The organism is Rhizobium sp. BK312 (assembly GCF_014193605.1).
In the GTDB taxonomy this organism is placed as follows: Bacteria; Pseudomonadota; Alphaproteobacteria; order Rhizobiales; family Rhizobiaceae; genus Rhizobium.
Map to the genome: position 1 here is coordinate 216,685 of NZ_JACHZP010000010.1, position 19,048 is coordinate 235,732.

General features: G+C 57.2%; 22 protein-coding genes. 15 read left to right on the top strand and 7 right to left on the bottom strand.

The features are described 5' to 3' along the window. Positions 1 to 107: 107 nt before the first annotated feature. The 6 genes from FHT85_RS25700 to FHT85_RS25725 all read right to left on the bottom strand — a co-directional run bounded on the left by FHT85_RS25700 (position 108) and on the right by FHT85_RS25725 (position 5,775). The gene (locus tag FHT85_RS25700; RefSeq protein ID WP_112410532.1) at positions 108 to 1,007 is read right to left on the bottom strand and encodes a nucleotidyltransferase and HEPN domain-containing protein; all 900 of its coding nucleotides are present in this window, start codon (positions 1,005 to 1,007) and stop codon (positions 108 to 110) included. Positions 1,008 to 1,413: 406 nt separating this feature from the next. After that, positions 1,414 to 1,602: a hypothetical protein gene (locus FHT85_RS25705; RefSeq protein WP_162709633.1), complete on the bottom strand. Its 189-nt coding sequence runs from the start codon at positions 1,600 to 1,602 to the stop codon at positions 1,414 to 1,416. A 196-nt stretch (positions 1,603 to 1,798) separates the two neighbouring features. Continuing rightward, entirely contained in the window at positions 1,799 to 2,830 is a 1,032-nt protein-coding gene (locus FHT85_RS25710) for an extracellular solute-binding protein (RefSeq protein ID WP_246780098.1), read from the bottom strand. Positions 2,831 to 2,915: 85 nt separating this feature from the next. Further along, positions 2,916 to 3,668 (bottom strand): ABC transporter permease, encoded by a 753-nt coding sequence (locus tag FHT85_RS25715; RefSeq protein ID WP_112410535.1) that lies wholly within the window; start codon positions 3,666 to 3,668, stop codon positions 2,916 to 2,918. Between the two features lie 97 nt (positions 3,669 to 3,765). After that, the gene (locus FHT85_RS25720; RefSeq protein WP_162709635.1) at positions 3,766 to 4,665 is read right to left on the bottom strand and encodes an ABC transporter permease; all 900 of its coding nucleotides are present in this window, start codon (positions 4,663 to 4,665) and stop codon (positions 3,766 to 3,768) included. Positions 4,666 to 4,668: 3 nt separating this feature from the next. Next, positions 4,669 to 5,775, bottom strand: coding sequence for an ABC transporter ATP-binding protein (locus FHT85_RS25725; RefSeq protein ID WP_112410537.1), 1,107 nt, complete (start codon positions 5,773 to 5,775; stop codon positions 4,669 to 4,671). A gap of 229 nt (positions 5,776 to 6,004) precedes the next feature. On the opposite strand from FHT85_RS25725, the gene FHT85_RS25730 reads away from it, so the two are divergent. From FHT85_RS25730 to FHT85_RS25750, 5 genes are all read left to right on the top strand, one after another. Further along, entirely contained in the window at positions 6,005 to 6,709 is a 705-nt protein-coding gene (locus FHT85_RS25730; protein WP_112410538.1) for a GntR family transcriptional regulator, read from the top strand. 98 nt (positions 6,710 to 6,807) lie between these two features. Next, positions 6,808 to 8,169, top strand: a complete 1,362-nt coding sequence (locus tag FHT85_RS25735; protein WP_112410539.1) for an aspartate aminotransferase family protein — start codon at positions 6,808 to 6,810, stop codon at positions 8,167 to 8,169. After that, entirely contained in the window at positions 8,166 to 9,878 is a 1,713-nt protein-coding gene (locus tag FHT85_RS25740; protein ID WP_112410540.1) for an acetolactate synthase catalytic subunit, read from the top strand. Before FHT85_RS25735 ends, FHT85_RS25740 begins: the two co-directional genes overlap by 4 nt. Beyond that, entirely contained in the window at positions 9,875 to 10,648 is a 774-nt protein-coding gene (gene fabG, locus FHT85_RS25745; protein WP_409527353.1) for a 3-oxoacyl-ACP reductase FabG, read from the top strand. Before FHT85_RS25740 ends, fabG begins: the two co-directional genes overlap by 4 nt. After that, positions 10,635 to 11,444, top strand: a complete 810-nt coding sequence (locus tag FHT85_RS25750) for a winged-helix domain-containing protein (protein WP_162709637.1) — start codon at positions 10,635 to 10,637, stop codon at positions 11,442 to 11,444. The genes fabG and FHT85_RS25750 overlap by 14 nt, the downstream gene beginning before the upstream one ends. A gap of 79 nt (positions 11,445 to 11,523) precedes the next feature. On the opposite strand, the gene FHT85_RS25755 is transcribed toward FHT85_RS25750, so the two are convergent. Then, positions 11,524 to 11,877 (bottom strand): MarR family transcriptional regulator, encoded by a 354-nt coding sequence (locus FHT85_RS25755; RefSeq protein WP_112410563.1) that lies wholly within the window; start codon positions 11,875 to 11,877, stop codon positions 11,524 to 11,526. 99 nt (positions 11,878 to 11,976) lie between these two features. Between FHT85_RS25755 and FHT85_RS25760 the strand changes: the two genes are divergently transcribed. From FHT85_RS25760 to FHT85_RS25800, 10 genes are read left to right on the top strand one after another with little or no spacing between them, the layout of a single operon-like run. After that, positions 11,977 to 12,516: a hypothetical protein gene (locus FHT85_RS25760; RefSeq protein ID WP_112339350.1), complete on the top strand. Its 540-nt coding sequence runs from the start codon at positions 11,977 to 11,979 to the stop codon at positions 12,514 to 12,516. A 2-nt stretch (positions 12,517 to 12,518) separates the two neighbouring features. After that, positions 12,519 to 13,187: a lytic transglycosylase domain-containing protein gene (locus FHT85_RS25765; protein ID WP_112410542.1), complete on the top strand. Its 669-nt coding sequence runs from the start codon at positions 12,519 to 12,521 to the stop codon at positions 13,185 to 13,187. Beyond that, the gene (locus tag FHT85_RS25770; RefSeq protein WP_112410543.1) at positions 13,184 to 13,486 is read left to right on the top strand and encodes a TrbC/VirB2 family protein; all 303 of its coding nucleotides are present in this window, start codon (positions 13,184 to 13,186) and stop codon (positions 13,484 to 13,486) included. Before FHT85_RS25765 ends, FHT85_RS25770 begins: the two co-directional genes overlap by 4 nt. Before the next feature lie 5 nt (positions 13,487 to 13,491). Beyond that, the gene (locus FHT85_RS25775; RefSeq protein ID WP_162709640.1) at positions 13,492 to 13,830 is read left to right on the top strand and encodes a type IV secretion system protein VirB3; all 339 of its coding nucleotides are present in this window, start codon (positions 13,492 to 13,494) and stop codon (positions 13,828 to 13,830) included. Continuing rightward, positions 13,823 to 16,189 carry a VirB4 family type IV secretion/conjugal transfer ATPase gene (locus FHT85_RS25780; protein WP_112410545.1) on the top strand — a complete coding sequence of 789 codons (2,367 nt, stop codon included), beginning with the start codon at positions 13,823 to 13,825 and terminating at the stop codon, positions 16,187 to 16,189. The genes FHT85_RS25775 and FHT85_RS25780 overlap by 8 nt, the downstream gene beginning before the upstream one ends. Then, positions 16,189 to 16,884: a P-type DNA transfer protein VirB5 gene (virB5, locus tag FHT85_RS25785; RefSeq protein WP_112410546.1), complete on the top strand. Its 696-nt coding sequence runs from the start codon at positions 16,189 to 16,191 to the stop codon at positions 16,882 to 16,884. Before FHT85_RS25780 ends, virB5 begins: the two co-directional genes overlap by 1 nt. Then, positions 16,881 to 17,114 carry an EexN family lipoprotein gene (locus FHT85_RS25790; protein WP_112410547.1) on the top strand — a complete coding sequence of 78 codons (234 nt, stop codon included), beginning with the start codon at positions 16,881 to 16,883 and terminating at the stop codon, positions 17,112 to 17,114. The genes virB5 and FHT85_RS25790 overlap by 4 nt, the downstream gene beginning before the upstream one ends. Before the next feature lie 3 nt (positions 17,115 to 17,117). Continuing rightward, entirely contained in the window at positions 17,118 to 18,050 is a 933-nt protein-coding gene (locus tag FHT85_RS25795) for a type IV secretion system protein (protein ID WP_112400309.1), read from the top strand. A 39-nt stretch (positions 18,051 to 18,089) separates the two neighbouring features. Next, positions 18,090 to 18,377, top strand: a complete 288-nt coding sequence (locus FHT85_RS30640; RefSeq protein ID WP_112339338.1) for a hypothetical protein — start codon at positions 18,090 to 18,092, stop codon at positions 18,375 to 18,377. Next, positions 18,377 to 19,048 carry a virB8 family protein gene (locus FHT85_RS25800; RefSeq protein ID WP_112410548.1) on the top strand — a complete coding sequence of 224 codons (672 nt, stop codon included), beginning with the start codon at positions 18,377 to 18,379 and terminating at the stop codon, positions 19,046 to 19,048. Before FHT85_RS30640 ends, FHT85_RS25800 begins: the two co-directional genes overlap by 1 nt.

The following is a 19,048-nucleotide window of genomic DNA, read 5'->3' on the forward strand; positions in this document are numbered from 1 at the left end:
TGGCGGAGCCGCGTAGGATGGGGACCCGATAAGTGCCAACTGCCTGAGAAAGACGGCGGCATGGCCGGCCGGCGGTAGGAAGGTTGACCAGCGCTTGCCAACAGCGCTTAGAGCTTTTGCCGCAGCTTTTCGATATGCTCTTCGCAAATCGCTTTTGCCAGTTGCTGCAGTGCGTCCGTACGTTCGCCAAGCCAGACCAGCGCTTCTTCGGTGATCTTGAAATGCTCGGAATAGCGGGCTTTCACATAGGCCTGGTTGATGATGTTGAACCAGGCAGTATAGCGTTGCCGATCTTGTGGCCAGATCTCTGCAAGCCGCTGGTCGCGGCCTTCAGCAAGCATCTTCAGGTGATTGAGGTTGTGCGAGGCCGGGCTATAGTTTGTCAATGTCAGCAGCACCGTTGAATAAGTGTGTTCGATAGCCTGGTGAAGAAGGAAGGCGGCCTCATTATTTCGACCCCTACGTCGGGCATAGTTGGAGGTATCGTGAAAACCTATCGCCGATGGATATCGATTATCAAAATGTTTTTTGGCTATTTGGTATTCTTGGGCTGGAGCTAGCGGCTTCGGTTCGGCAAGTTCCTCATCGTCGAGTTCATAGAGAACGATGCCGTCGCGACGGATTTCGCTGAAGAAGTAATTGCCGAGTTTCAGTGCTGTGTTGACCTCGCGGAGCGAGTGCACGTTGAGGCTCACCGGCGGCTTGACGATGCGGGGAAAGCGGTCCGCCGCCTTGCGCCAGTATGAACCGAAGTCGGTCAGCTTGCGATTGTTGACGATCACCAGCAGATCGTAGTCGGACTTATAACCTTTGCCGGTATGCTCCTCATCGACCCAATCGCCACGAGCATAGGAGCCGAAAAGAATGATCTTGAGGATACGCCCCTTCTTCTTGAAATCGGCCGTGCCTTCCTTCAGCGCATCCTCGAATTCCTCATGCACAATCTCGACAATTCGCGACAATTCCAAGCGTTTGCGTTCAGGCAGATGATCGAGGCTGAATTTCATGGTGAGCGGGACCCTTTCTGATGATTCTAGTTGTAGGTACGATCCGACTACAACGCTAGTCCGATGTTGATTCTATGCCGGACGGATAGGGTAGTAGAAGAGATCCTTCAGCCCTTCGACCGAATTCGGATTTCGAGGGTGCCTGCTCAATAATCTGCTCTGCGCAGATCACGGTAAAATCCCTGCGTTCCCTTTATGTTCTTAGATTGCAAACGAGAAGTCAAGTTTGACTTCTGAGCATTAAGGTGATGGTTCATCTCATTAAATGCCGCCGATAAAAACCAGATAGCTTGCGGACGTTTTCCCCTCAGAGACTCCGCGCCGATGTCTTTGCGAAATGTCCGTTGGCCAGAGTCTTTCGGCATCCATCGATGGTTTTGTCCCCACGCTTTGCGGTCCGATGCATTTAGTTGAGGACTTCAACGGCATTGCGGGCGCCGTCACTGCGATCGAGGGAGCCATTGGCGAAATTCCGATCTTCAATATCTTTATTCGCCATGTTCTGATGCCGTCCCGATGGTAAGCCGCGCCCCTTGGATAGACGCAAATCCCAAACGAGACGATAGCGGTGCACGCCAAAGCGCAATTCCTGCATCTTTGCGAGGCTTCATTGGGCAAGTGAGGTCCGCCTAGCTTCGAGCATTTCTGCTCGCAAGCGGACCTCCTGCGGAGGTGTATCGGGGTGCGTCGGCGTCAAGCGTTCTTTCAATGAACGATCGTTGAACACTTATCTTCTAAACGTCGTGCCACCGCATGATCATGCAAAATGGCTTTCACGTTGCCATCCTGCCTCAGCGAACCCAATTGTTCCACCGCTCCAGCAACTCTGCGGCATGCTCGTTGACCCATTTGGCATCTGGAATGATGATACTGTCGCGAACGTCTTCGGCGCTCGGCATCTGGTCGCGAACGGCCTGCGGCATCATCATAATCGCCGCGCTGCTAGGCGGCGTGCACAGCAATGCCTCGCAGACCTTGGCCTGAATCTCTGGGGAGTCCAACCAGAAGGAGATGAGCTTCAGTGCATTGTCCCGATTGGGCGCCCCTTTGATAACCGTGAGACGATCGCCCACCAGAAATGCCGCCTTGTTCGACCAGGCGATCGAGCGTCCTTCCGCCTTGAGGGCACTTGCCCTCGTTAACCAGATCTGCCCAATGCTGTAGTCGTTCTCACGGAACCCCTGAACGCTCTGATCTCCGGTTTTCCACCAAAGCGAGATGGACGGTCGCAATGCGTCAAGCTTCTTGAGGGCGCGATCGACGTCGAGCGGAAACAGGTTCTCGCGTTTGACCCCATCTGCCAAAAGGGCAGCCGCCATGACACGCCACGGATCGTCGAAATTCGGAAACGAGCGTCCGCCCGGAAACTTTGAAGTGTCCCACATATCCGCCCAGGCTACGGGCTGGTCGCCTTTGAAGGCTTGCGGATCGTAGGCCATCAATGTGGCTGTCGAAAACAGCCGCACGCCGGCGGGGATGCAGGCGTCGGGAACGAGATCCTGACGGTCCTTAAACTGCGCGCAAAAGCTGTCAAGCGGTTCGGAAATCGCGAGATGATCCTTTGAGCTCACCTGGATTTCTCCATCGGGGTAGAGGTCCCAGCTGACATTGCCGGTTTTCACCATCGCATTTGCTTTAGCGCGCATCTCCGCGTTCGTTGCCGCTACGGAAACGACCTGAATACCGGTTTTGGCGGTGAACGGCTCGAACCACCATTTGCGTAGCGCCGCATCATAGGCGCCGCCGGTCGTGGCGATCACGACCTGCTCGCTGGCGAGTGCTGGATTGGGCGTTTCTCCGAGAAGAATGGCTGCGCAAAACATAGCAATGCCGCTCAGCCGGATGGCTGCTCTTATTGTCATCAATGTTTCCCTCTTATGGTCCCGCCTGCAGCGGGTGTTTTTGCCGCTATTGCTGCTCCCGGCGGCTGTTCAGGAGATGTATGGAACCCATCAAAATCAGCGAAACGGCAACAGTGATGACCGAGACGGCGGCAATGACAGGTGTCAGGTTGAAATCGATGTCCTCAAACATTTTCCGGCTGATCGTTTTCCCGCCGGTATCAGAGATGAAGAATGCCACGGTTGCTTCGTCGAAGGAGGTCAGGAAAGCAAAGACCGCAGCCGTCGCCACGGCCGGCGCAAGATTGGGGAGTGTCACGGCAAAGAAGGCTCTGAGCCGCCCCGCTCCGCAGCTCAAGGCCGCCAGTTCCAGTAACGGGTCCATTCTCTCCAACGCTGCGGAGACGATGATGACGACAAAGGGTACCGCCAGCACCGAATGGGCAAGGACGAACCCGGTCAGATTTCCTGTCAGTTGTAAAGGTGAGAAGACCAGATAGAGCGCCACGCCGAAGACGATTGCCGGTACGATCATCGGCCCTAGGCAGAGGGCCTGCAGCAACGCCTTGCCCGGTAGTTTACCACGTACGAGAGCAACTGACGCCATCGTCCCGATGGTCGTCGCTACCACAGTGGTTATTGCGGCGATCTGTAGGCTGAAAATGGTCGAGCGCAGCCAGTCAGGATCGGACAGATATGCCTCGAACCACCGTAGGGTCAGTCCTTGCGGCGGGAACGTGATGTAGGAGACGTCGCTGAGTGCCAGTGGTATTACCAGCAGCGTCGGAAGGACGAGAAAGAACAGCACCGCCGCAATCATTAGACCGGATGCATGTCGTGCTGCCCGTGACCAGGCCGGGCGATACCGGCTGGCGTCGGATGACGGTGTTGCTAATCGCTGCGTCACGGGTTGAGATTCAATGGACACTGTTCAAACCTTTGCTGAAAGAGAGCGCGCGGCGAAAGAGCAGCACCAGCAGCAATGTCGCGGTGAGCAGGATGACTGACAGGGCGGCCGCAAATGGCCAATCCAGAAGGACAATTGTCTGCTGACCGATCAGGGTCGCCATCATTAGCGCGCCGGGTCCACCGACTAGGGCGGGGGTGATGTAAAATCCGATGGCGAGAATGAAGCAGATCACACAGCCGGCGAAGACGCCGGATAGGCTGAGTGGAAAGGTCACACGCCAAAAGGCGACGATCCGGCTGGCGCCGAGATTTCGTGCCGCCTGCTCATACGCGCTCGGCACCGAACGCAAGGCCGAATGGATCGGCAGGATCATGAAGGGCATCAGCACATGCGTCATCGCGAGAATGACGGCGCCTTCCGTATACAGCATTTTCAAGGGTGTCGAAATAACACCGAGCTGGATCAACCCGTCGTTGATGATGCCGTTGCGGCCTAGCAGCACGATCCAGGCATAGGAGCGCACAAGCACCGAGGTCCATAGCGGAATGAATAAGCATGCCGTTCCGAGCTTTACCAATTTGCCCCGCATGCGCGCGATCGCATAGGCGGTCGGATATCCGATCGCAAAACAGGCAACGGTTACGATTGCCGCGATGCGGAAGGTTCTGAGCAGGACCTGAACATAAAGTGGACCGTCGAAGACACGCTGGTAGGGGGCAAGCGGAGGTTCTCCGGAAAGGCTGATGCCGATAAGTCTGGCCACCGGATATATAAAGCCTCCCGCCAAGAGGACGAGCAGGGGCAGGATCAGCAGCATGGCCAATAGTGGCGAATAGTGGCGGCTCGATCCTGTGAGGATCCAGCGAAGGTAAGTGCCTGCCGATTGTCTCGCGAAGGATGACGCCATGGATTAGACCTCTGCTTTTGCAAACAGCCGCAAGGCATTCGCTTCTGGGATGACGTCAACCAGGTCGCCCTGACGAAGGCTTGCGGCCTCTTGCCCGACGGGCATCTGGATCTGGAGGAGGCGGTCATCGCCGTTCTGGGTTCGCACGAAGAAGAGGAAAAACGAACCGGCGAATACGGTCGCATCTATGGTGCCCGTCAGAATGGCGCCGCGGTCGCGACCATGAGGCGCTAGCGACAACCGTTCGGGGCGAACAGCGATGCTGACGGCTTGGCGAGAGGCAAAGAGGCTCGCCCCGTCTTCGCCAGCGGCCGTAGCGACGGCGTTGCCGCCTTTTGGCCTTACAATGTACTTCCCGTTATCTTGACCGAGATATTCGCCGTCGAGAAAGTTCATGCGACCAATAAAGTCTCCGACAAAGGCTGAGACAGGCGAACGGTAAAGCTCGAGCGGCGATCCCACCTGGGCCAGCCGGCCTTCTGCCACCACTGCAACACGATCAGACATGGTGAGTGCCTCCTCCTGGTCATGCGTTACATAGACGACAGTCGCGCCGAGTCGTTGCTGCAAGCTCTTGATTTCCAATTGCAGCGCCTCGCGCAGTTTCTTGTCGAGGGCCCCAAGTGGTTCGTCCATCAGGAGAACGGGCGGCTCGAAGACGATTGCCCGAGCGACTGCGACGCGCTGCTGCTGGCCTCCTGAGAGTTGATGGGGATATCGATCGCCATAGCCATCGAGATGTACTTGCGCGAGTACCGCCTCCACCTTGCGGCTGATGAGATGTTTGTCCATTCGGCGCATGCGCAACGGAAAAGCGATGTTGGCCGCCACCGTCAGATGCGGAAAAAGGGCATAGCGTTGGAACACCATCCCGATGTTGCGCTTGTTTGGCGCCATATAGGTGACGTCGCGACGGCCGATCATGATATGGCCGTTGCACGGGCTCTCGAAGCCGGCGATCATCGTCAGTAGTGTCGTCTTGCCGGAGCCCGAAGGCCCGAGAATCGACAGGAATTCACCCGCCCGGATGGTCAGTGAAATCCCATCCACAGCAAGCGATGTATCATATCGCTTTTCAAGCCCTTGGAGCGTAAGCGCTTCACCAATCAAAGTTCCTCTCCTTATTGTTGTCGTTATGAAACGTGGTCGTTTGCGACGGCGCAGCAAGTCGTTCACCGATCGCTTGGCTTCTGATGCGATTCCCAAGTCGAACTTTGGGAAGACGGAAATTTGCGAAAGTGCTATAACTTTAATGTCACATAATGTTTGCAAGCACTTCGCTTTTCAATTTTGTTGCAACAAAATGAACACTTGTCAAAGGAAATTGGAGAAATTTTTAATGGAAATGGCGCCGGAAGACGAAGGCCACCACCAGCATCAGCCCAATCGATTGGGCGAAATGGCGTATCGCAACATGAAGGAGCGACTGATCCGAGGGGCTTTCTCGCCTGGAGACAAGCTCACAATTCGCGCGGTTTCGGAAATGCTCGATGTCAGCACGACGCCCGCTCGTGATGCCATCAACCGCCTGGTGATCGATGGGGCGCTCATTTACTCAGGGCCGAAAACCGTCATCGTTCCTCATTTAAGATTGTCGGATCTCGAGGAGATTACGCAGATGCGCCTCGCCCTGGAGGGTCTTGCGGCAGCGCTGTCCGTCAAGGCCGCAGGCGAGGCGACGATCGAAGAGCTCGAGCTACTTCAGGCGAAAATTGACGCCGCATTGGATGAGAAGCGGTATTTTGACGCCCTCTGGCATAACAAGGAGTTCCACTTCGCGATTTACCGTCTAAGCAGCATGCCCCATCTCTTGCAGGTGATCGAGACTCTGTGGTTACGGGTTGGGGCGTCATTTAATGGTCTCTACCCGGAATTTTCCGAGACGCGCTACGGTGCTCACAATCATCGTGCCGCGATAGAGGCGCTCGTTGACAAGGATGTCGCCGCTGCCCGCGCCGCCATCGAGAACGACATTCGCGATGGATTTCGCCAGATGAGAAAAATCTGCGCAGACGGCGATGAAAGGAATCTCTCCCACCGCTGAATAATTTATGTTGCACTTTCTTTCTCTCCATGTTTTTTTGTTGCAACAAAAATGTGAACGGGATGCGAACGCGCATCTCTGCATGGAGAGGGCAAGGCATGCTTCATCAGGATTTTCCATCATTTCGACGGGCGGCGCTTCGATCACGCTCGCAATATTTCTTCGAGCGAGGGCAGATCGTGTTTCCCGATGGAACCACGCGCGTCACCGTCGAGCGCGATCCTCTGCCGACCTACATTTCCCGTGGTGAGGGTGCCTATCTGGTCGACGTCGACGGCAATCGGCTCCTCGACCTCAATAACAATTTCACAACGCTGATCCATGGTCACGGTTACCTCCCCGTCGCCGACGCGATTGCAGATCTCCTGCGCAAAGGAACCTGCTTTTCCAATCCAACGGAGCACGAACTGGGATTGGCGGAATTGCTCGTGCAGCGCATTCCCGCGATCGAGCACATTCGCTTCGTCAATAGCGGCACCGAGGCCGTCATGTTCGCTATCAAGGCAGCCCGCGCCTTTACCGGGCGGTCGCGCATTGCCCGGGTCGAAGGCGCCTATCACGGCGCCTATGATTGGGCCGAGGTAAGCCAAGGCGCGTCGCCGGCGTCCTGGGGACCGGCAGACGCCCCTGCATCCACGACGTCTTATGCCGGGGCGCCCCAAAGTGTTGCCGAAGAGGTCGATGTGATCCGTTTCAATGATGTCGAAGGCCTGGAACGGAGATTGGCAATGTCGGGCGGCGATCTTGCCTGCATCCTCATTGATCCCATGCCGAGTAGGGCAGGTTTGCTCGCCCCTGAGCCAGCCTTCATCGAAGCCGTCTCCAATCTTGCCCGGCAACATGGCGTCCTCGTCGTAGCCGATGAGGTGCTGAATCTGCGGCAGGGATATCGCGGCGCATCGGCGCGCTTCGGGCTCGTGCCGGATCTTATTGCTGCCGGAAAGATCATCGGCGGCGGCTTTCCGGTCGGCGCGGTCGGTGGTCGCAAGGAGGTGATGGGGGTCTTCGCAAGCTTGGGCGCAAGGCCAGCGCTGCCACAGGGCGGGACCTTTTCGGCCAATCCGGTTTCAATGGTTGCAGGAAGGGTGGCTATGGAGGCACTGACCTCGGCAAGCTTCGAGCGTCTTGATGAAATGGGTGCACGTGTGCGCGACGGCCTTTCTGCCGCGATCATGCGTCATGACGCACCGTTTATCGTCACCGGTTCGGCTTCGCTTTTTCGTATCCACCCCAAACGACAAACGCCCCGTGAGTATCGGCAGGCCTTCCCGACACCGGAACAGAACAGTTGGATGACCAATCTGACAAGCCATTTCCGTCAGCTCGATATCCTCTTGCCGTTTGGGGCGGCCGCCTGCCTCTCCACGGCAATGACGAATACCGATCTTGATTTGATCGTCGAAGCCTTCGGCGATTTCCTCGAAACCCACGAAGCCGATTTTGCTGGAGCAACCGCATGACCACGAAGTCCTTAGAAACTGTCGCCGAATGCCTGGCTCGCTCGCTGGTGCGCCACGACGTCACCCATATATTCGCCCAGAGCCTACCATCAGCGCTCATCCTGGCCGCTGAAGCGGCAGGCATTCGCCAGGTCGCTTACCGGCAGGAGAATATGGGCGGCGCCATGGCCGATGGCTATGCTCGACGATCCGGAAAGATCGGTGTGGTGGCTGCCCAGAATGGTCCGGCCGCCACGCTGCTGGTTCCTCCCATGGCCGAAGCGCTAAAGGCGAGCGTTCCGATCGTAGCACTTGTGCAGGAGGTCGAGCGCGATCAGATGGATCGGAACGCGTTCCAGGAGCTCGACCATATCGCGCTCTTCCAATCCTGCACGAAATGGGCGCGCAGGGTCATGGTTCCGGAGCGAATCGAGGACTATGTTGATGCCGCCTTCACTGCTGCTGCCTCTGGTCGACCCGGGCCAGTCGCGTTGCTGTTGCCTGCCGATTTGCTGCGCTCGGAGCTTACCGTCAAAACGCCATCCCGCTCTCTCAATCTCGGCTATTGGCCGCTTGATCGATCGTCCCCTGATCGCACGACTTTGCAAAGAGCAGCGGAGTTAATCGCGAATGCCCACAATCCCATTGTAATCGCGGGCGGCGGTGTCCTCGGCAGCGATGCCTGCCATGAACTGGCCACGTTGCAGGATCTGGCTGTACTCCCAGTCTTAACAACCAACATGGGCAAGGGCGCGGCTAATGAATATCATCCGCTTTCGGCCGGCGTCCTAGGATCACTCGTGGGTCCGCGGTCACTCGGGCGCCATACGGCTGCTCTGGTCGGTGACGCAGACCTTGTCATTCTGATTGGAACGCGAACCAATCAGAATGGCACGGATAGCTGGCGGCAAATTCCTGCCGGTGCTCAGGTGATCCACATTGATGTCGACCCTCAGGAAATCGGCCGCAATTATCAGGCGCTGCGCCTGGTCGGGGATGCGCGTGAGACACTCAGAGAGCTTGTTCATGTCCTAAGCGCGCAAGATCTATCCCAACGGCGCGACCAACGGGCTGCTGTTACCAGCCGCATAGCCGAGTGCTGGCGGCAGTTCGATGAGGATCGGCATCAGCTGGTGCGTGCTACAGCGTCGCCGATCCGCCCAGAACGCATCATGGCAGAACTGCAGGCGTCATTGACGCCGCAGACGACGGTCGTTGCCGATGCAAGCTACTCATCGATGTGGGTCGTCGGCCAGTTGCGATCGCTTACTTCTGGAATGCGGTTCCTGACGCCGCGCGGTCTTGCGGGGCTGGGGTGGGGTCTGCCTCTGGCTCTTGGCGCAAAGGCAGCTAGACCCGAGCATCCGGTGGTCGCCATTGTTGGAGATGGCGGGTTCGCCCATAGCTGGGCCGAGATGGAAACCATGGTTCGCTCCGATCTTCCCGTCACCATTATCCTTCTCAACAACGGTATCCTCGGTTTCCAGCGGGATGCCGAGACCGTAAAGTTCGGGCGCTTCACATCGGCGTGCCATTTTGCGCCTGTCGATCACATGCGGATCGCTCAAGCTTGCGGGTGCCCGGCAGTGCGCGTTGAGGATCCAGCCGAGCTCACGGCTCATCTACAGGATGGACTGGCAGGTAAGGGGCCGCTGTTTATCGAGGTCATGACAGATCCTGAGGCTCATCCAGCCTTGTCCTTGTTTGCCGGCTTGAATGAGGCGGCATGATGCCTAAGCCGTCTCGCATCGCCGTCGTGACAGGAGGGACGAGCGGTATCGGATTGGCGACGGCGCGAAAGCTATTGGCGGCGGGGCATCGTGTCGCCGTCTTCAGTCACAGCGCTAAAACTGTGACTGACGCAACTGCCCTGCTGTCCGCGGAGTTCGGATCTGGACAGGTCTTGGGCCGAGTTGTCGACCTGTCGGATCCTATCGCTGTTGCCAATTTCTTCGAAGAGCTTTCATCGACCTGGGGAGATGCCGAAATTCTCGTCTGCAATGCCGGGATATCGCCCAAAGGCCTAGCTGGTCCTCGGCGGTTCGAGGACATTGGGCTGGAAGAATGGAACGAAGTGCTGGCCGTGAATCTGACCGGCACCATGCTATGTTGTCAGGCGGTCGTCAGGGGTATGCGACAGGCGGGATTCGGACGCATCATCTTGATCGGATCGCTCGCTGGGCGCACACGCCCCCGCATCGCCGGTGGCGCTTACGCCGCCAGCAAGGCAGCGCTGGCTGGTCTTATGCGCACGCTTGTCGGATCGTGCGGTCCTTTCGGCATAACCGTTAACCTCGTGGCGCCTGGCAGGATCTTGACGCCCTTGACTGGCGATCCCAATACGCCAGCCAATCGGGACGCGGTTGCACGCATTCCTTCCGCCAGATTGGGAACGCCGGAGGACATCGCTGCTGCCGTTGCCTTCCTGGCGTCGGAGGAGGCAGGTTTCGTTAATGGCGCTATCCTCGATATCAACGGGGGCGAATATGCGCCAGCCTAGAGCCGTCACACGGTCCGGCGCGTCCAGCTTCAAGCGCTCTGATGCGGTAGCGAAGCTCGAGGTGGCGACCTGCAACGAGGTCATTATGTGGACCTCAGATGCAGAGCTGTTCCTGCCGTTTAGCTATATTCTGAAGGCGGAAGGCTTTATCCCCTCTTTGGCTTGCACCGCCAACGATGTTTTAGCTTCATGCTCGAAGCGCCTGCCGTGCGCAGTCCTTTTCGATTGCACCCACGAAATCCAAGATGCCGTTTCCATATGTGGCGAAATCAGGCGATCCACCACACCTGACAACGAGGTCCGCGTGATTGCGCTCATACGAAGCGAAGCGCAGCCGCTTCATCTCGCCTTGTTGCAAGCCGGTGTTGATGACTGCCTGTTCAGGCCGCTTTCACCGGAGAAGTTGCTGACATCTCTCATGCAGGTGGCGGGACAGGCCATGGAGACGGCCAACTCAAAAATGGTTGCGTCGCTAGCTGTTGCCGACCTGGAAATCGACGTCGACAGTCGCCGAATACACTGCAACGGTCGCGACTTTGCGCTGCCACCAATCGAGTTCAATATTCTACATCATCTGATGAGGAGGGAGGGACAGCTCTGCAGCCGTTCCGAACTGATTGCTTCGGCTTGGCCGGCTTCCGCCGAAGTCTCGCCGCGAACGGTGGACGTTCACATTGGCCGCTTGCGCAAGGTGCTGGGAGAGTTGCCCGGATGTGATGCTGCCATTCGCACCGTCCATGCAGCGGGCTATGTGTTCAAGCCCCGGGGATTGCGAAAGAGTGGGGCAAGCACATAAGCATAGCCGCTTTTGTGGACGTTTCCGGGTTTTAATTGCTTAATTTAATTCAGTCTGGTTCGGCCGTTATGACGAACCATTACCGCGCCTGAAAGCTCCTAAGCTTCTCGAAAATCTCCGGCGCGATCTCAAACTGACGGGCCTTGCCGCGCCCCATGGAATTCTTCACGAAGGTCTCCGTCAGGATCCCGCGTTTCACCAACGGCTCAATTGTCTCCGTCACGCCCATGCGTGTGAGCTTCGTAATTTCGACTATATTTGAGATAGTTAGTGCCTGGTGAGCTTGGTTCATGATGTAAAGAACACTCATCATGCCAACCTGTTTCAACCGGGACTGCGGTGTCTCGCCCTCCTGCGGATGATCCATGATCTCATGCAGGATGAAGGCTGCAAACGAAAGACTGTGCCACTGCGTGGTTAGGGTACTTGTCATCTTTTTAACTGCATTATATAAATTAGTATAAATTACGAACGGCGCCTGATTCGCCGCCGGACGGATCGTTTGATATCGCCACATTGAAGGATCATGCTGATGAAACGCCTTCTGGTTGGAACAATCTTCGCCACTGCCGGCTGCATCCCTTTGTACCTCATTTCCGAGCGGCATGCGCGCGCCGATGATTGGGGATGTCAGGTTATCCTGTGCCTTTCCAATCCGGGTGGGCCCACACAATATGCCGCCTGCCGTCCGCCGATCAGCAAGCTCTGGCAGGCGCTTGCCAAGGGGCATTCCTTTCCCACCTGCAGCGGTGTCGGCTTCCGGGCATCGCGTCCTGGTTACGAGCCCTATTTCTGCAGTGACAGCTATCGCCTGACGACACGCTATGGCGAGCGCGGTCAACAGCAGACCTGCGTTTCGCGAACCCTTTCCAAAGTTGACGGCGGCTATTGCGCCTCCGGTCGTAATAGTGGCGCAAGAGACGATGGGTTGGTGATATCGGCGCGCTGGCAGCGGGACGGCCGGCAGATACAGTGCATGGGCTATCCGACGGCGCGGCCGAATATGCGATCCGAGCCCCATTATGTCGATGTGACCATCGACGGCGTTGGAAGCCAGCGGGTGTGGTACTGATCATGGCCGTCTCCTTCATCGATCTTGCCCAGACCTGTGCGCCGGCGATTGCGATCGAAACGCTTGCAGCGGTTGTTAGTCTCGAAAGCCAGTTCCAGCCTTTTGATATTCGCGTGCGAGGAAGTTCATCTCTTCATGAACAGCCGAAGAGCAAGGCCGATGCGGTCGAAACCGCAACGGTGCTGATGGCGGAACATAAAGATGTCCAGCTAGGGCTTGGCGGCATTGGCATCGCCGAATTGCGCAAGTTTGATCTGAGCATCGCGGACGCCTTCGACCCATGCCTCAACCTCAAAGCAACGGCGACACTGCTCGATGGTTATTATCGTCTGGCCGTGCGCGCCGGCGCCACACCGCAGCAGGCTGAGCGCGTGATGCTGCAATCCTACTACGGGCGCTCCGATCCTTCGGTCGGAAAGATGGCCCAGTATGACGATCTTGTCCAAGGCGAGGCCAAACGGCTTTCGAAGACGCTGTCCGCCATAGCGATAGGGCCGAGTATCGAGCGGCCGACAGTACCCGAATCCCCCGCCGGTGATCCGACCTTGAACCATGAGGAAGGGCCATTGCCCCAACGGTCGGCGAAACCACCGTCTTGGGACGTCTTCCATGCGGCGCGGCAATCATCCGCGCTGGTCTTCCAAAATGATCACCCGGAGCAGTCTGAATGATGTCGAGGATCAATATTCGTGCATTTGGTATCACCGTTGCGATGGCAACCGGCCTTTCGATCGCCATGATCGAGCCAGCCTTCGCGCAGAGCGCCGGCGGGATCGAGACGGTTCTGCAGAATATCGTCACCTTGCTCACGGGTAACGTCGCCAAGCTCTTGGCAACGATCGCCGTCATCATTGTCGGGATTGCCTGGATGTTCGGCTATCTCGATCTTCGCAAGGCCGCCTATGTCGTGCTTGGTATCGGCATTCTCTTTGGCGCCTCGCAGATCGTCAGCACGATTTCCGGGGGCTGAAGATGATGCTGGGGAAGGTTTCGCTTGAGGAAGATACCTTGTTCCTGGCCTGCACCCGGCCGGCGATGATCGCCGGGGTGACGATGGAGGCCATGGGCGTCAACATTATACTGACGACGATCCTCTACATTGTAGCTGGCTCGATTGCCTATGGGCTTGTCGGTGTGGTCTTTCATTTCATTTTTCGCTCGCTCGTCAAGCATGACCACAACATGTTCCGTATTCTGCTGGCCTGGATCGAAACCCGTGGTCGTTCGCGCAACGGCGCCTATTGGCGTGGTGCTTCGCTGACGCCGTTGAGGCTAGTGCGACACTATGACGAAAGGGACCTTGGCCATGCCTAATGTGTCCCGTCTCAAATCCCGTGAACTCGAGCCGGAAACCTTCATCCCCTATGTCCGGCACGTGGACGAGACCGTGATCGCACTCGATTCCAGGGCGTTGCTAACGATGATCGCCGTGGAGGGCGTATCGTTCGAGACGATCGATCCTATCGATTTGAACAGCCTGCAGCGCGATCTCAACACGCTCTACCGCAACATTGCGGACGAGCGTCTAGCAATCTGGACCCACCTCATCCGCCGCCGCGATAACACTTATCCCGACGGCGAGTTCGCCAATTCCTTCTCGGCAACGTTGAATGGCAAATATCGCGAGCGGATGATAAGCGAGGACCTGTTTCGTAACGATCTCTATCTCACCCTGCTTTGGCATCCCGGACGCGATCCGGCTGAACGGCTCGCAAATCTGCTGTCACGGCTTCGCAAGGCCCAACGAGCCGCAGTCGAGCTCGATGAGGACAGTCTCAAGCATCTGCGGGACAAGGTAACCGATGTCATTGCGGGACTGAGACGCTTCGGCCCCCGTGTGCTGTCGCTCTACGATCAGAATGGTATCTTGTTTTCCGAACCGAGCGAGGTGCTGCATCAGTTGATCGGCGGCCGTCGAGAACCCATACCATTGACGGAAGGCAGGATCTCCTCGGCGATCTATTCTGATCGTGTGATCTTCGGCCGCGAGACCGTCGAGATCCGCGATGAAGGGACAAGCCGTTACGCCGGCATGTTCGGGTTCAAGGAATATCCGGCGCGAACGCGCGGCGGTATGCTGGACGGCATTCTGACGGCACCTTTCGAACTAATCCTCACTCAGTCCTTCGCGTTCAGGTCCAAAACCGATGCCCGCGCCATCATGGGCCGCAAGCAGAACCAAATGGTGAGTGCTGTCGACAAGGCGGCCTCCCAGATTGAAGAGCTTGATGCGGCAATGGACGAGCTGGAATCGAACCGTTTCGTGCTCGGCGAGCACCATCTGACCCTCGGGGTCTTCGCTTCATCTGTCAAAGATCTTGCTGACAATCTCGCCAAGGCGCGCTCGCATCTGACCAATGGTGGCGCTGTCGTGGCGCGCGAGGATCTAGGGCTCGAAGCTGCATGGTGGGCACAATTGCCCGGTAATTTTCGGTATCGGGCTCGTTCCGGCGCGATCACCTCGCGGAATTTTGCAGCACTTTCTCCGTTTCATTCCTACCCCATGGGTAAGAAGGACGGCAACGAATGGGGACCAGCCGTCGCCATGCTGAAGACGGCGTCGGGCTCGCCGTTCTATTTCAATTTCCACTATGGCGATCTCGGCAACACCTTCGTCTGCGGTCCGTCGGGTGCCGGCAAGACCGTACTTCTCAATTTCATGCTGTCGCAACTCGAAAAGCATGACCCGCACATGGTCTTCTTCGACAAGGATCGCGGCGCCGACCTCTTCGTCCGGGCTGCCGGCGGCACCTATTTGCCGCTGAAGAATGGGCTTCCGACCGGATGTGCACCGCTGAAAGCCTTAGAGCCGACACCGGAGAACAAGATTTTCCTTGCACGATTTATCGCCAAGTTAGCCGGTACGGCGGTGCGTGATTTTTCGGTCAGCGATGTCAGCGATATCGCGCTGGCGATCGATGGTCTTGCCGATCTGCCGAAAGAACAACGCACGATCGGCGCTTTGCGCACCTTTCTCAACAATACCGATCCGGAGGGGATCGCCGCGCGCCTACGTCGGTGGGAAAGAGGCGGGCCGCTTGGTTGGGTCTTCGACAACGAGGCCGATGAGATCGGTATCGGCGCAAAATTTCTCGGCTATGACATGACCGATTTTCTCGACAATGAGGAAATCCGCAATCCCTTGATGTCTTATCTTTTCTATCGGGTCGAACGGTTGATCGATGGCCGACGCATCATCATCGTTATCGACGAGTTCTGGAAGGCGCTGCAGGACGAGAGCTTTCTTGATCTTGCCCAGAATAAGCTCAAGACCATTCGCAAGCAGAACGGCTTGATGCTCTTTGCCACGCAAAGCCCGCGAGACGCCATCAACTCACCGATCGCGCATACAATCATCGAGCAGTGCCCAACACAGGTTTTCCTGCCGAATTCCCGTGGTGATCGAGACGATTATGTCGGTGGCTTCAAGCTCACCGAACGCGAATTCGAGCTGGTTGCCCGCGAGCTCTCCGCCGAAAGCCGGCGCTTTATCGTTAAGCAGGGTCACAACAGCGTTGTCGCCGAGCTCAATCTCAACGGTTTCGGCGATGAGCTCGCAATCCTCTCCGGGCGAACAGCAAACGTGGAACTTGCCGAGGCGATCCGGGCGGAGCTTGGCGATAACCGGGACGAATGGCTGCGGATATTCCAACAGACAAGGAGTGCAAGCTGATGGCGCAGAGCAGAATGATTCCCATGACAGCGATAGTACTGTTCCTTTCTTCGTACGCCGCCGACGCACAGGGTATCCCTGTTATCGACCAGACGGCGATTGCCAAGCAGATCGAAAGCATAACCCAACTGAAGTCTCAGCTTGATGCGCTGAACCAGCAACTCCAGCAGGCCCAGCAGCTCTACGGTTCGCTAAATAAGCTGACCAATATGGCCGACGTCGCCAGCCTGTTGAACGATCCGGCGATCCGCAAGGCATTGCCAGGGGACTTTTCTACCGTCGAAAGCCTGCTCAAGGGCTCAGCTTCAGGCACGCTTGGCGACGCCGCCTCAAAATTCTTGACCGATAATTCAACCTACAAAACGAGCGCCAATGACTTTTATGCTCAGGAACTGTCGCGTCTTCAGAACAAGAATGCAGGGCAGATGAGCCTCGGCCAGCAGATCTACGATACCGCGACCAAGCGGATCGACGGGATTGATCAATTACGCCGGCAAATCTCATCGGCGAGCGACGCCAAGGACATTGCCGATCTGCAGGCGCGGCTGCAGGCCGAAACGGCTTTTCTTCAGACCGATATGCTCAGAATGCAGGGGTTGCAGATGGTGCAGCAGGCCCAGGTTCAGGTCGATGAACAGCGCAGAGCCGAGGATTGGCGCAAACGTATGGATGCGATGGGAGCGGCCCTTCAATGAAGTTTCTTGTTCTCCTCACACTCGGTGTCTCTTTGTTCGGCTGCTCGAAGCAGCCCGAGCGTACCTATTCGGTCGATGACTTAATGGCCAACCAGACGCTGCTGTCGGATCTCATTGCCAAATGCAAAAGCAATCCCGGCGAATTGCGAGCGACGCCGAATTGCGTGAATGCCGAGGCGGCTGATTGGAAATCGCGCATGGAACGCATGGGCAAAGCACTCGGAGGCTGAGACATGTATCAGATCTTTGCCTTCGTCGATGGGCAGTTCAAGGCGCCGCTGGAGAATTTCATATCGTCAGGTACGTCGAATATCGCCAGCTGGGTCACGGGGCCATTGACGGCGGCATTGACCCTTTATGTCATCCTCTACGGCTTCCTAATCCTGCGTGGATCAGTCCATGAACCGATCATGGATTTCGCCTTTCGGGCCATGAAGCTTGCCGTCATCCTGACGCTGGTCACGAATGCTGGCGAGTACCAGACTTATGTCGGCGGCATCTTCTTCGACACATTGCCCAGGGAGATCTCACAGGCGTTGAACTCCGGCACGACACCAAGTGCCTCGACCTTCGACAGCCTGTTGGATAAAGGCCAGAAATGCGCGAAAGAGATCTGGTCGCGCGCCTCATGGGGTGTCGATATCGTTACAGGTCTCGGTGGCATGCTGGTCATCCTAGCAAGCTTCGTGGTTGCCGCGATCGGTTATATCGTTTCGCTCTATGCCCGTCTCGCACTGGCGATCGTGCTCGCTATCGGCCCGATTTTCATAGCGCTCGCCATGTTTCGCTCGACACGCCGCTTTACCGAAGCCTGGATCGGGCAACTCGCCAACTTCGTGATCCTGCAGGTACTGGTCGTGGCGGTTGGCTCTCTGCTTATTACCTGTATCGATTCCACCTTCACAGTGATCGAGAGCTACAGCGACGTACTGATGCGACCGGTTGCGCTCGGTGCCATTTGCCTTGCCTCCCTTTACGTCTTTTACCAGCTTCCAGGCATCGCCTCGGCACTTGCCGCGGGCGGGGCATCTCTCACCTACGGCTATGGCGCGGCACGCGACGCGCATGAAGGCACGCTCGCCCGAGGGGCCACCTATATGGCGCGAGCGACTGGTCGGGGTGCACGGGCCATTGGCCGTAGCTTTCGTTCCGAAAGAACCGGCTGATGTGGAACTTCAAACAAACACCAAGATGGCTGGTTCACGATGATCCGAATATTCGTGCTTTTTTGTGTGGTATCAACGCTCGGCGGCTGCGCGTCCCATTCCTATCCCCTACCCAAATGCGACGGCTATTCGCGCCGGCCGCTCAATCGCGCCATGTGGCAAAGGGACGGCGACAGCCGGTCGACGCCGCAACCTCCTCACTCCTCATCGGCACAGTCCGGTGGCAAGCCGCTTGCCTATGTTGAGGTGAAGCCGGATATGGTTCCCGCTGCCTTCGCGCATTTTGATGTCGGCCACTCCTATCGCCGATGCGGAGGGCCGCGGTGATGGTAACGACGGACAGTCTCAAGGATTACTTCGACAAGGCCAGGCGCTTCGATCAGGACCGCATGATCCAGATGGAACGTTCGGCTCGGATTGCCTGGTTCATAGCCACCGGAGCTGGCATTCTCGCGGCGATTTCGATCGTCGCCATCGCAGGCTTGACACCGCTAAAGACGGTCGAGCCTTTTGTCGTAAGAGTCGACAATTCCACCGGTATTGTCGATGTCGTTTCGGCACTCACCTCCACTGCTGGCACCTACGACGAAGCTGTGACCAAATATTTCGCCGCCCGCTATGTTCGCGCCCGCGAGGGTTATGTCTGGAGCGAGGCGGAGGAGAATTTTCGCACGGTCTCGCTGCTCTCAACGGCGCCGGAACAGACCCGCTTTGCCGCGATTTATCGCGGTGGCAATCCGGATTCCCCGCAAAATATCTATGGTCGCGGTGCCACATCGCGGATCAACATCGTTTCCATCTCCCTGATCAACGCCAATGTCCTGTCTGTTCGCTATATGCGTACCATCACTCGCGGAGACGAGACCCACACGACCCATTGGGTGGCAACGCTTACCTTCTCCTATGTGAATGCTCCAATGTCCTCGACCGATCGGCTGATAAATCCGCTCGGCTTCGCCGTCAGCGACTATCGATCCGATCCGGAGGCCATCAATTGA